The sequence below is a fragment of the Gemmobacter caeni genome, assembly GCF_003054195.1.
GTDB classification, from domain to species: domain Bacteria; phylum Pseudomonadota; class Alphaproteobacteria; order Rhodobacterales; family Rhodobacteraceae; genus Gemmobacter; species Gemmobacter caeni.
The window spans coordinates 329241-341447 of sequence record NZ_QBKP01000002.1 but is presented as its reverse complement, the minus strand read 5'-3'; the positions used below and the strand labels follow the sequence as shown (position 1 = coordinate 341447).

Sequence of the window (12207 nt, the reverse complement as noted above, 5' to 3'; positions counted from 1 at the left end):
GTCACAGGGTCGGCGCGGCGGCCGGGGCCGCCGGTTTAGGTCGTAGGAAGAGCCAGCGTGCGAGCAGCTCCGCGGCGTGCAGGTCCGCGTCCCATTCGGCCCCGTCCCGGGCCCGGAACCGGGACCCGGAGCGCTGCCCCTTGTCCACCGTCCCGGTCCGCCAGTCCGTGCTGCTCGAGTAGAAGCCTGGAAGCTTCAGCGTCGCGATCCCTCTCCATGCCAGCGTGTCGTCGGCGCGCCGGGTATATTGCCCCTTCGCGCCGTTGTTGATCATCTTGTTAAAGGTCCGGCCCTTGTAGGCCGGATCCTTTTTCTCCACGGCGAGGATTGACAGGTCCTCGCGCACCACCACCGCCCGGTGCCTCTCCGCAAGGGCGGCGCGTACGTTCGCGACGTGACCGAACCAGCTCTTCTTCACACCAGCGATCTTCCGGTAGAGGGCGCGGCGACGCGCCTTGAGCCGCCCAAGCCCGGCCAGGAGCCGGAAGAACCGGCCGTGCATGCTCCGGTAACGGGCCGCCTCCGGCCCGGTCACCTCCTCGGTTTCCTCCGGGACCGGGGCGGTCGGCTCCGCGCCGGTGAGCCGGTTCAGCTCCCCCTTGATCCGTCCGATCCGGGCGTAGCCCAGATCAATCTCGGAGCGGAGCGTGTCAATCCGTGCCGCGTGCTCCGCGATCCGGGCCAGGAATGCGCGGCCGCTGAGCTGAACCCGCTCCAGCACCTCCACCTCCGCCCCGGAGACGTGCGTCTCCAGGAAGGCCTTCGTCGCGCGCTTGCCCGGCTCTGACCGGGCGAAGTCGACCCGGTCCGCCGTGACGCCCTCGGCGCAACGGACGACGACGATGCTGGAGGTGTTCACCATGCCGAAATCCTCCGCGAGGACGGTTTTCGCGCCCACGATCCCGGAAGCGGAGGGCTGGCGCAGCAGCACCGCCTTCGGCCGGAGCCGGTCCGGGCCGAGCTCCAGGACGAGGGACCGGACCGTCTGGCCCGGATCGCCCTGATGCCGGTCCGCGACCGGTCGCGGCAGCCGCAGCGGGACCCGGATCGCGGGGCCGCGGGCCCGCTGCGAGGAGATCTCGACAACCGCGGCCCCGCCCCCGGACCCGTCCAGGCCGGAGGCGAGGCCGGCGAGCGCGGCGCTCAGAGACTTCGCCTCCCCGCGCACACAGCGCGCGTCGAGGTGCAACTGGATCGCGGCGTCTTCACCCCATTCCGGGCAGCCGAACCGGGCGCTCACCGCCGCCTCCATTGCGCGCAGCGCCCCCGCCTGGAGCGGGGTGAGGCCGGCGTCCCCGGACCGGAGCTCCCGGAACAGGGTCATCGCGGTGGGGAAGTCGAGCGGGTCCGCCCGCGCCTGAAGCGCGGCGACGTCCGCATCGGATAGCCGGACCGTCCAGACCTCGGGGAGGTTGAGGAGGCGACAAATCCCGTCCTTCGCCGGGGTCTCCGCGCGGGCGGAGACGTGCTTCAGCCGACCGAACAGACAGGCCTGGGTCCGTTTCCACTGTTCGGTGACGGCCGGCTTGGCGAGGAGCCGCATCTTCTCCGCCCAGACGCTGCTGAGCCCGTCCCGAACGGCGGCCCTCTGGACCGGGAGCAGGGCCGCGTCCAGCTCCTTCCCGTTCAGGCGCGGGTCCGTGACCGCCTCGGGCCAGACGGCCCGGGCCATCTTCTGGACAGTGAGAAGGCAGGCCCGGCGCAGCTCCGCAAGCTCAGGCGTCATCGGCGCCTGGCCGAGATCGGCCATCCGCTTTAGATCCGTCTTCGCGCTGCCCTTCCCGTACGCCATCTCAGACCATGTGCGAAAAAACTTCTCCGTCAGCTTACGCTGGCAAGGGGGCCCGATCAAGGCGCAAAGCGCCGTCAGATCGGCCTTTCGCTATTCTTCCCCGCACTGAAGTACGGGGTTTGCCGCGATTTCTGATCAGGACGCCGAGCCAGACCGGCATCCCCTGTGATTTCCGGGAGTTTCGTGCGGCCGCCTGCGCCTGGGACCGGCAGTCCGACGCGTCGCAGCGCCAGATCTCCCGCTTGCGCAGGTAGGTCCGGTTCCCGGCCCCGAAGACGGTGCGCTCCAGGGCCCGTTTCGCGGACCGGCTCCCGGCCGCCGCCCCGATGATGGTTGCGCCGGTGATCGAGGATTTCGACTGGCCGGATTCCACGTAGATCTGGTCCCGGATCATCTCCGGCTGCGGGGCCTGGACCCCGCAGAAGTGACAGGTCCGGGTCGCGTGCTGTCTGGACATTCCTGATCCTCCGGTTCGCCCTTTCCGGGCCCCCGCGCGCGGCGGGGGCCGGGGAAGGGCCGCCCCGGATGGGGCGGCCCGGACCGGATCAGCCGACGTTCACGCCGTGCGCGGTCGCCAGGGGGGCGAGCCCGCCCGCGAAACCGGCACCGATCGCCTTCATCTTCCACTCGCCGTTGTGGCGGTAGATCTCCCCGAAGATCATCGCGGATTCCGTGCTCGCATCCTCGCTCAGGTCGTATTTCGCAAGCTCCGCGCCGCCCGCGTCGTTCATGACGCGCATATAGGCGTTCGACACCTGCCCGAAGTTCTGGCCGCGGGCGGCCGCCTCGTGGATGGTGACCGCGAAGACCAGCTTCTTTACGTCCTCAGGCACCTTCGACAGGTCGATCTTGACCTGTTCGTCATCGCCCGCCCCGTCCCCGGTCAGGTTGTCGCCCATGTGCTGGACCGCGCCGCCGAGGGCGGTCTTGTTGTTGTAGTAGACGAAGTCCGCGTCCGAGCGGACCTTCCCGTCCTCCCCGCAGATGAACACGGAGGCGTCCAGGTCAAACGCCTTCCCGTCCGTGACGCGGGCGTCCCAGCCCAGGCCGACGGTGATGGCGGTGAGGCCGGGGGCCTCCTTGGTGAGGGAGACGTTCCCCCCCTTGCTCAGCGAAACAGGCATGTGATTTCCCTTTCTGCCCGGGTTGAGAGGGGCGGCCCGGGACCCCGGGCCGCCGGTGATCAGATGTTGATGCCGTACTGGTGGCACATCGCGCGCAGTCCGCCCGCGTAGCCCTGACCGATCGCCTTGAACTTCCAATCCCCGTTGTGGCGGTAGAGCTCTGCGAAGATCATGGCGGTCTCCGTGCTCATGTCCTCGGAGAGGTCGAACCGGACCACCTCGGACCCGGTCTCCTCGTTGAGGATCCGGACGAAGGCGTTGGCGACCTGGCCGAAGGACTGGCGGCGCGCGTCCGCCTGGTCGATCGTGACGGTGATCGCGATGCGCTGGACGTCCGCGGGAACGCGCGACAGGTCCACCTTGATCTGTTCGTCATCCCCGTCCCCGGCCCCGGTCCGGTTGTCGCCCGTGTGCTCGACGGAGCCGCAGCCGGACTTCATCTGGTTGTAGAAGATGAAGTCCGCCTCCGAGCGGACCTTCCCCGCGTCGTTCAGCAGGCAGGCGGAGGCGTCGAGATCAAACTGCTGTCCGTCCGTGGCGCGCGGGTCCCAGCCGAGGCCGATGACGACCTTCTTGAGACCCGGCTCGGTCTTCGTGAGGGACAGGTTCTGCCCCTTGGAGAGTGAGAGGCCCATGAGAGGGTTCCTTTCTGTGTTGAAGGTGGAGGTTCGATCAGTTCTGCGCAGTCACGACGAGATCAGCGACCCCGCCGTATTGCGCCACGGTGAAAAGGATGTAGGCGACGGCCATCAGCGCCCCGGCCACCCGTCCGATCCGGCCGATCAGGAGCAGGAACACCGTGAAGAGGGCGGTGACCGCGAGGACGACGGGCACGTCGAAGGCGAAGAAGCGAGGATCGATCACCAAGGGCTTCACGGCCGCGCTGATCGCCATCACGGAGAGGATGTTGAAGATGTTCGACCCGACGATCCCGCCCACGATCATGTCCGACTGCCCCTTCCGGGCGGCGGCCACGCAGGCCATCAGCTCCGGGAGCGAGGTCCCGAAGGCGATCACGGTCATCCCGATCACCGCCTCGGGGACCCCGAGCGCACGACCGCCCGCGACCGCCCCCTGAACGAGGATCTCCGCGCCGATCACGAGGGTCGTGACCCCGACCGTCACGAGCAGGTAGGGGTTTCCGGGCAGCGGCTCCGCCTCCTCATCCTCCTCCACCTCGATCCGGCTCGCCTTGTACTGATAGACCACGTATCCGATGATCGCCGCGATCATCCCGACGGCGGCCCAGAACGGCAGGACCCCGGCCCAGGCGGCCACGGACATCGCGACCGTCGCGCCCACCATGACCCAGGTGTCGACCCGGACCTCCTTGCGGTCGATCAGGACCGGGGCGATGATCGCCGACAGGCCGATCACCATCAGCACGTTCGCGATGTTGGACCCGATCACGTTCCCGACGGAGATCCCCGGATAGCCGCCGAGGTTCGCCGTCACGGAGGTGAACAGCTCCGGCGCGGAGGTGCCGAAGGCGACGATGGTGGCCGCGATGAACAGCTTCGAAAGGCCCGCGTTCTCCGCGATTCGCACCGCGGAATCGATCGTCACGTCGCCCCCCTTGACGAGGAGCCAGATGCCGAACCCGATGGCGCCGAGCGCCAGGACGGCCAGTTCATAATTCGAGAGAGCGTCCATTCCGGGCTCCTGTGAGGGTTGAGGGGGAGGCGGGGCCGGAGCCCCGCCCCTGGGTCAGAGGTCGAAATCGGTCGGGTTGAGCCCGAGCTCCTTGCAGATCGTGCGGACGACCGCCTTCTCCGCCTCGTCGAAGTCCCCGTCCGAGGCGCCGATGGCGCAGGCGACCCGGACCATGACCCGCGCCTGCTCCTCGTTCCCGCGCAGCCGGCCGATCACCTTGAGCGCCTCCGCCTTCCCGATCGCGGCGTCGAAGTCGAAGTTCCCCACCACCTTCTCGAAGAAGGCGATGACGTCCGGCATGTCGAAGTGCTTCAGCTCGTCCGAGTTCCGCATGAACCCGGCCATCTTCTGCTTCTCCTGCGCGGAGATCGTCCCGTCCGCGGCGGCGACCAGGGCGCAGGAGGCGACGGTCGCCTCCATGAAGGTCCGGTTACGGAACTTCGACACCTCGGCGGTGAGGCGCGCACGCGCCTCGTTCCCCTTGTCCTTCAGCCAGTTCAGCATGCTTGTTTCTCCCGATCAGACGACGTTTTTCGCGGCGGCGACCAGGTCATGGACGGTCCGGCCGTTTGCGGTCGTGCCGTGCGCCTTCATGGTCCAGCCGTCGGCCCCCTTTGAGAGGGAGGCCATGACCACCCCGGTATGGGCCCCCTGCTCCTTCAGGGTGAAGGAGCAGATCTCCTTCCCGGTCGTCTCGTCGACGAGACGGGCGACCGCGTTCTCCACCTCCTTGAAGGTCTGACCGCGGAAGCTGTTGACCGTGAAGACCAGATGCGCGGCGCGAGAGTCGAGCCGGGACAGGTCCACGTGGATCACCTCGTCATCCCCGTCCCCGTCCCCGGTCCGGTTGTCGCCCCCGTGACGGATGGACCCGTCGCGGGACTTCAGCTGACCGAAATAGACCGTGTCGATCGGGTTCCTGGCCGCGTCTAAGACGATGACGCTGGCGTCCAGGTCGATCTCCTGCTTGCCGCCGCCCAGGAGACCGCCGAGGAAGCCCCCCTTCTTGACCGCGTCCCAGCCGAGACCCATGAAGACGCGCGTGAGACCCGGGTTGTTTTTCGAAAGGCTCAGGGACTGACCCTTGGTGAGAGAGATGGACATTCGGACTCCTTTTCTGGACGACTCATGTGATATGATTTTTCGCATACTAAATGCAAGGGGCGGGACCGGACTCTTTCCGATTTTCATACACCTGCCTGATCTCCGAATAGGCTCGATTGACCTCCCGGATCCGTCGCTCGGCGATGAGACGCATCTCGGCCGGAAGACCGGCCGCGTTCAGGCGGTCCGGATGGTTCTGTTTCACCAGGTCTCTCCAGGCCCGCCGGATATCCTCACGGGAGGCGCCGGGATGGGTTCCAAGGACCTGGTACGGGTCCCAGGCGTCCGGAACGTGGCGCGCCCTGATCCGGAGGAACTCAGCCTCGCCCAGCCCGAGCCGTTCCGCCACGTTGCGAAGGAACAGATCCTCATTCGGGTGATACTCATCATCCGCCATCGCGATATGGAAGAGCCCGTCGAGCAGGTTCCCCCGGATCAGATCCTCGTCCGGGTGCCCCCGGATGAGCCGGTGCACCCGCGCTGCGTAGGCCTCGTAGCCGTCCGTAGCCCCGCGACAGAGATCAAAGACCCGTCCGACGCGTGCCTCCTCGGACGGGGGGATCTCCATGATCTGGCGAAACATCGCGACCTCACTGCGGCTCACGCGTCCGTCCGCCTTCGCGAGCTTCGCTGCGAGGGCGATGAGGGCGATGGAGAAGTCAACATGCGAGGTCGGGCTCTCCGGCCAGAACCGCTTGCGCAGGTCGAGCCGGATCGGCTCGAGCCGTTCCAGGAGGGCGCGCCAGAGGCTCATCCGGCGGCCCGGAGCGCGACAGGGTCCGGGAAGGCCCGGGACCGGGCGATCACCCGACGGGCCCAGGCGGAATGGGTCGCCGGCTCGCACATCACCCCGCCGATCTGAAAGACGGCCCGCGCGTCCCGGGACAGGATCGCCTCCGCCTCGGCAAGTTCCGCACCCCCCACCCGCATCGCCGCCTCGATGACCGGGACCTGCGCGGGGTGGATGGCTGTTTTCGAGACGAAGCCCATCTGCACGTCCCGCTCAACCTCGCGCCTGAGCGTTTCCAGATCGTCGATGATGTCGAAGACCGGCGCCGCAACCGGGATGCCGGCGGAGATCAGAAGGGATCCGGCCATCGAGAGGAACCACCCGAGCGGGCCCTCATAGGCGGTGACCCCACGCTGGCGCCTGAGGCCCATCGTCCCGAGAAGGTCGTTCCCGCCAATCCGGACCGCGGCGATCCGGTCCGGACCGGAACCGAGGATCAGGTCGCGGAACGCCACCAGCCGGGACGGGTCGAAAAACTCCGCCGTTTCGATTGTCGGCATCAGCCGAAGCCCGGTCCCCGCCAGAAGGGCGACCCAGTCCGGCAGGGTCTCGACCCGCGCCTTCGGCAGGACGAAACCGTCCACCCGATGAATGTCGGGGAGCGCGCGCAGTCGGGCCGCCATATCGATAGATCTGGGGCGAATGAACAGGAGCGGACGGCCGACCCGCTCCGGGACGGCCTCCGGCAGGAGCGCGGTAAGGGTCGACACCCCCTGCTCGACGTCCCGCTCATGCAGGGCGTCTTCGAGACAGAGGACGATGGTTGACGCGGGCGCCGGGCTCAGGCCGGTGAGGATGTCCCTGACCCGGGGGTGCAGGACCGGCATGTAAAGGGTGGAACCGATCTGATATCCGGTCTGATAGGGGGTCTGGGTCAGCATCAGCTTGTTCTCCTGATCAGGGTGACGGCCCGATAGGGGCCGGTGAGTTCGGGCGCCTCGACGACCGGGACCCCGTCCTGGGCGCACAGATGCAGGAGCGCGGCGAGGTCCGGGTCCCCTGAGCCGGACCGGACCAGAACATGGTCCGGTCGGCGGCGCAGGACCGCGCGGGTCGCCTCGGCGATTCCGGGCTTGATCCGGTTCATGTTCGCGATCCTGTAGCGTTCCGCGATCCGCTCAACGGCCGTTTCGGCCGCGGCACGGAAACGGCCCGCCTCCCAGGGCGCGGCGTCCGGGTCCGAACTGACAGGCCCGGTGATCCGTTCGAGCAGGGCGTCCACCCGGTCGACGAAGCTGCGCGACAGGTCGATATCGGTCAGATGGTCGAGCGGGACGTAGCCGTGAAACGCGTCCGGTCCCGTAAGGTCAGGACGCAGGACGGATCTGGAGATCAGGCCCGAGACGTTCCCGCCGAGGATGCCAGACGGGATAAGCCAGTCATCGCGCGACCCGCAGAGCGCCGCGCGTCCGCAGGGGTCAGCGACCACGGCGAGGATCGGGGAGAGACCGGAGATCTCCCCCCATGACCGCTCAAGCTCGGAGGCGATCGCCCCCTTACCTGTCCAGCCGTCAACGAAGATGATCCCGTCGACCGGACGCTCCTCGATGACGCGCCGCATGGCGACGGGGTCCAATCCCCGGTCCCGGATGATCGACACCCCGAAATGGGCCACGTCCGCCCCGAGCCTGCGCAGGTCTCTGCGCAGAAGGACCCCGTAGGGGACACCGGCGCGCACGAGGCTGCACAGGGTGATCTGCGGGTTCAGCCGACCGGCCCCCGCCAGGCGGATCAGGCGTTCGGTGAGGGCGCGGATCTCTGTCGCGAGACGGGGGATGCCCGGTACGCAGGCGTTCTCGAAGAGCTCAAGGTAGCTGGCGTCGGGACGCCGCTCCTCCGAGATCATCTCGGAATAATGGGTCTCGCCCGACTGGATTCGGCGTTCCTTCTCCGCGATCGGGGTCGGTTCGACCTTTACCCGGCTCAGAAGGAAGCGGACGTCCTCTGGGGCATAGCTCCCGCTGGTCCCCTCCAGGGCGGGATCATGACGAAACGGGGCCCCCATCACAGACCCTCGCCCAAAACGCCCTCGCCGACGGTACGTCGCATCGCCTGATTGGCGATCTGCGAGCCGCTCGGAGTGATCATGACGTCGCACAGACGCATGAATGGCAGGTCGGTCAGGCTGTCGCCGACCCCGAACAGGGTGACCTCCGCACGATCCGCGACCTGCTCGATGAGACGCGCACAGGCGTCCAGCTTGGAGATCCCCAGGGGGGTGAAGGAGAGGTTGTTCCCGTTCACGTGATGCTGGAAGCCGGACAGGTCAAACCGCTCCTCAAGCATCAGACCCGCATGAAGGAGACCCGCCTCGACCGCCTCCGGCTCCTGCCGGTTCATCTTGACGCAAAAGTAGACCGGTGCCCCGTATTCCCGGACGATCCAGGAGCGGGCCCCATCGCCGAACTCCTCCGTAACGGCGGCGACCATCCCCTCCATGGCACCCTCGCACCGGAGGCCGATCTCTGCCGTCCGGGCGTTCCACTCCTGATCCGGCTCCCCGGACGCGTCGAGGATGACGGCCCCGTTGGCGAGGATCGCGCGTCGGGTGCCGAAGTCGAGCTGCACCCTGGCGAAGGCGTCCGAGCTGCGTGCCGTGACCGGGATCACCTCACCTGCCGCGAACAGCATCCGGAACAGGCCCTCCTGGACCGGGCTCATATGCCCGTGATGTCCGTTCTTGGCGACGGTGACCTGCGGGCCGACCCCTCCCCCCTTCTGGGCGGAGCTGAACAGGGTGTCGTCCAGATCGGTCAGAATGATATTTCTTCTCATTTCTCGCAAAACTCCGTGATGGTTTCCGAACCGTCAATGATCAGGCCGCGGCCGAGATAGGACCGGAGGGTCCGGCAGATCCGGTCCGCACCGGTCTCTGTGATAAGGATGACGTCCGCGTCCGGGCGGGCTGGAACGTTGTGCAGGTACATCGGAACCCCGATCCCGAAATGGTCCGGGAAGGAGAGTTTGTGCCGGATCACCGCCCCCTCAAGAATGGGGGACCTGGTCGTTGCGAGCATGCGGACCTCAGCCCCGCTTGCCTCAAGCTCCTCCCCGAGACGCATCGGCCCCCAGACCTGCTCTCCGGTTCCGATGACCAGAACGGGACGGTCTCGACCCGTCCCGTTCCGACGGAGACGGTCGGCCACGCGGTCCCACCCGTCGGACCAGGACCGGATCCCGCAACGCGGGGACGGGACGTCCGTCGGGGACCAGGCCCGGACCACGGTCTGATCGGCGGCTTGCGGCATCTTCGGAAGGACATGAGGGGGCGCCAGCGGGTCCGGTTCCCAGGTCCAGGCCCCCTGTGACAGGGAGATCGCACGGACCTCCGCCTCGGGCAGACGTTCAGCCACGGCGCGTTCGGCCGCACCCTCTGACCAGTCCGTCAGGGTCAGCAGCAGGACCCGGCGAAACCGAAGACCCCCCCAGATCAGCGCGTCGAGCAGGGCGAGGAAGGTCGAGCCGGTCGTCGCCTCGTCGTCAACGAGAACGAGCGTCCCCGCCTCCCCGCTCAGGGCCACATGCGGGTCCGGTCGCATCACGTGATGATCCGTCGCGTGGCTGTGCCCCTCTGAGAAGCGCAGCCAGGACCTCCCGGGCACCGGATGACGCGTGGTCGACAGGTAGAGCGGGTCCGATCCCGGATGGCGTCGCGCGATCTCCCGTGCGACCGCGGCACCGAGCCCTACCGCCGTCTCTGCGTAGCCCATGACGAGCAGCGGGCCCTCGAAAAGGGCCGGACCGCAACGCTCAACAAGGGATCGGACCGCATCCAGATGATCTGACGGTCGCACCGGAACGTGACGCCCGAGGACCTCGGAGACGAAAAGGAAACTCCGCTTGGGGTTGATCCGCTCCGCCACCCGAAAAAGCGGGTTCACCGGCGCGTTGCGCAACGTCAGCGTCAGCGTCCCGGTCGTGAGCCGGTGAACGCTTGTGGTGGGGTGCCCTGTCACGTCAAGCATCACCGCCCCCCGCATCGCTGCCGCCGGAGGGTCCTTCAGATCCGCCATCGCTGCGCCCGGTCTGAACCGGGTGGTCCGTGTCGAACCAGTCCGACTGCCGTCCCGGATCCGCAGGGTCGGACCGCCTCACCGACTCAGGCCGGGAACGGGCCGGGGCAGTCGGGGCGGGACGACGGCGACCAGGCAGCAGACGCCATGCGATCAGCGGGAGGGCGAACAGACCGGCGTAGAGGGTGATGGCGAGAACCGGCACATGCCGGTAATCGGCCGGGACCTCCCTTATCGAGAGGGCGTTCGGGAAAACGGAGAGGAAGGGGATGCGCCAGCCGTAATGCCGCACGGCCACGGTCGGGGGGGTCACCCCCCGCGCAAAGGCGGCCGCGCGTGTCTGAAGGTCAGCGGCGTTGAACTTGAGGTAGACCGGGGCATCCTCGTTTCGGAAGACGCGCACGGCGGACCCATCCCGGGAGAGGGACTGAATCATGTAGACGTCCCGCGTCCCGCCCCCGGCGTCCGCCCTTTTCACCTCGACGCCAACCACCTGGACGACGGAGACACGCGGGACCGCGTAGTGCAGGCCGGTAGCGCAGACAAGCAGGAACGCCCCGACGGAGCCGAGGATCAGTTTTCGCATAGCGACCTCGTTTGAGAAAATCTTTAACCGCAATATGCGGCAGACGACTCTCCCGCGCAAGACCGATTTGCGAAAAATGCGATCATGGTCCGGCGGGGGACGGCTCCGGGTCCCGTGCGAGCTCCAGAGCGCTCCTGATCCGGTTAAGGGCCTCCCCGAAGCGGAGCTCAAGACGGTCAGGGGAGGTCTCGTGATCGAGGGATCGTTTCAGGCCCCAGAGGTCCCGGATCGTCCTGTCCGGCATCCCGGAAAGGAGTGATCTGAGGGCCTTCCGGTCCGGAACCGAAATCGGGCGCTCATCCATCGTGGAGAGAAGGAGCTCAGGCCGGCCCTGAGGACAGAGGAGGAGCCCGAACCGCCCCTCCTGCTCTGACCCGGCGGGGTGCGTGGGCCCGTCCAGAACAGGCATGAGCGCCTCCAGTCGCGCCTCCTCGATCAGTTCCGGCCGTTGTCCGATCAGCTCAGACCAGGCCGGATCAAGGGCGCGATCAACCGCCCTGCCCCCCTGAAGCCCGGACAGGTCGGCCAGCTCAGGGAACCGGATCGGCCAGCTCATCATGAGGAGGCCATGCGGACCCGCCGAGAGGGGCGAGGCTGTGAGCTCCTCGATCGCCTGGGAGCGATCAGTGCGCGGGAAAAGGGGGGTGCCATCAGGGGCGGTCCGGGAACGGATCATCAGGTCCGAGCGCAGTTCCCCCGCCCGGACTGCGAGCGGCACCGGGGCCGGGAGCGCGGCCTGCCGCCGACGGCTCCCCGGCAGCGGCCGATCATGAGGATCGACCAGGTCAAAGGCCCGACTCCGGAAGCGCTCATGGCTCCGGCAGAAGGCGGAAAACTCAGGCCAGCCCATCCCCCGGATCCGGTAGAACTCCGCGTCCTGACGTTCGGGCTCCGCGACCAGGTGCCTATCGAGCACGACCGCCCCCTCGTCCTCATCGAGGATGACGATCCCGCCCACGGAGCGGTCGGCCCGACGGCTCTCCGTCGCAGCCGCGATCAGGAGGGTGAAGACGCGCGGCGTCCCGCCCGTCTCGAAGCTGAGCCTCGAGACGTCATCGGGGGCGTGGAGGTAGGGGCCCGTTCTGTTAAGGAGGTCATGCATCTCTGGGGATCCCGGCGTCCCGATCATCATAGACCGGTTTGCC

13 protein-coding genes are annotated in these 12207 nt (G+C 67.7%); all 13 read right to left on the bottom strand.

Annotation, left to right across the window (positions count from 1 at the left end):
• Position 1 precedes the first annotated feature (1 nt).
• The 13 genes from C8N34_RS04470 to C8N34_RS04405 all read right to left on the bottom strand — a co-directional run bounded on the left by C8N34_RS04470 (position 2) and on the right by C8N34_RS04405 (position 12164).
• Positions 2 to 1750: a hypothetical protein gene (locus C8N34_RS04470; RefSeq protein ID WP_146177478.1), complete on the bottom strand. Its 1749-nt coding sequence runs from the start codon at positions 1748 to 1750 to the stop codon at positions 2 to 4.
• Between the two features lie 587 nt (positions 1751 to 2337).
• Positions 2338 to 2916, bottom strand: coding sequence for a TerD family protein (locus C8N34_RS04460; RefSeq protein WP_108127993.1), 579 nt, complete (start codon positions 2914 to 2916; stop codon positions 2338 to 2340).
• A 59-nt stretch (positions 2917 to 2975) separates the two neighbouring features.
• On the bottom strand, positions 2976 to 3551 hold the full coding sequence (locus C8N34_RS04455; protein WP_108127992.1) for a TerD family protein: 576 nt from the start codon (positions 3549 to 3551) through the stop codon (positions 2976 to 2978).
• Positions 3552 to 3588: 37 nt separating this feature from the next.
• The gene (locus tag C8N34_RS04450) at positions 3589 to 4569 is read right to left on the bottom strand and encodes a calcium/sodium antiporter (RefSeq protein ID WP_108127991.1); all 981 of its coding nucleotides are present in this window, start codon (positions 4567 to 4569) and stop codon (positions 3589 to 3591) included.
• Positions 4570 to 4623: 54 nt separating this feature from the next.
• Positions 4624 to 5073 (bottom strand): tellurite resistance TerB family protein, encoded by a 450-nt coding sequence (locus tag C8N34_RS04445; protein WP_108127990.1) that lies wholly within the window; start codon positions 5071 to 5073, stop codon positions 4624 to 4626.
• A 15-nt stretch (positions 5074 to 5088) separates the two neighbouring features.
• Positions 5089 to 5673, bottom strand: a complete 585-nt coding sequence (locus C8N34_RS04440) for a TerD family protein (protein WP_108127989.1) — start codon at positions 5671 to 5673, stop codon at positions 5089 to 5091.
• A 46-nt stretch (positions 5674 to 5719) separates the two neighbouring features.
• The gene (locus tag C8N34_RS04435; RefSeq protein WP_108127988.1) at positions 5720 to 6427 is read right to left on the bottom strand and encodes a J domain-containing protein; all 708 of its coding nucleotides are present in this window, start codon (positions 6425 to 6427) and stop codon (positions 5720 to 5722) included.
• Positions 6424 to 7344: an HpcH/HpaI aldolase/citrate lyase family protein gene (locus C8N34_RS04430; protein WP_108127987.1), complete on the bottom strand. Its 921-nt coding sequence runs from the start codon at positions 7342 to 7344 to the stop codon at positions 6424 to 6426. Before C8N34_RS04430 ends, C8N34_RS04435 begins: the two co-directional genes overlap by 4 nt.
• Positions 7344 to 8468 (bottom strand): cysteine protease StiP family protein, encoded by a 1125-nt coding sequence (locus tag C8N34_RS04425; RefSeq protein ID WP_108127986.1) that lies wholly within the window; start codon positions 8466 to 8468, stop codon positions 7344 to 7346. The genes C8N34_RS04430 and C8N34_RS04425 overlap by 1 nt, the downstream gene beginning before the upstream one ends.
• Entirely contained in the window at positions 8468 to 9238 is a 771-nt protein-coding gene (locus C8N34_RS04420) for an HAD family hydrolase (protein ID WP_108127985.1), read from the bottom strand. The genes C8N34_RS04425 and C8N34_RS04420 overlap by 1 nt, the downstream gene beginning before the upstream one ends.
• A complete protein-coding gene (locus C8N34_RS04415; protein WP_199750654.1) occupies positions 9235 to 10476 on the bottom strand; it encodes a phosphoribosyltransferase domain-containing protein in 1242 nt (413 codons plus the stop codon). The genes C8N34_RS04420 and C8N34_RS04415 overlap by 4 nt, the downstream gene beginning before the upstream one ends.
• The gene (locus C8N34_RS04410; RefSeq protein WP_108127984.1) at positions 10421 to 11062 is read right to left on the bottom strand and encodes a DUF1523 family protein; all 642 of its coding nucleotides are present in this window, start codon (positions 11060 to 11062) and stop codon (positions 10421 to 10423) included. Before C8N34_RS04410 ends, C8N34_RS04415 begins: the two co-directional genes overlap by 56 nt.
• An 82-nt stretch (positions 11063 to 11144) precedes the next feature.
• Positions 11145 to 12164, bottom strand: coding sequence for a hypothetical protein (locus C8N34_RS04405; protein ID WP_145693553.1), 1020 nt, complete (start codon positions 12162 to 12164; stop codon positions 11145 to 11147).
• Positions 12165 to 12207: the final 43 nt, after the last annotated feature.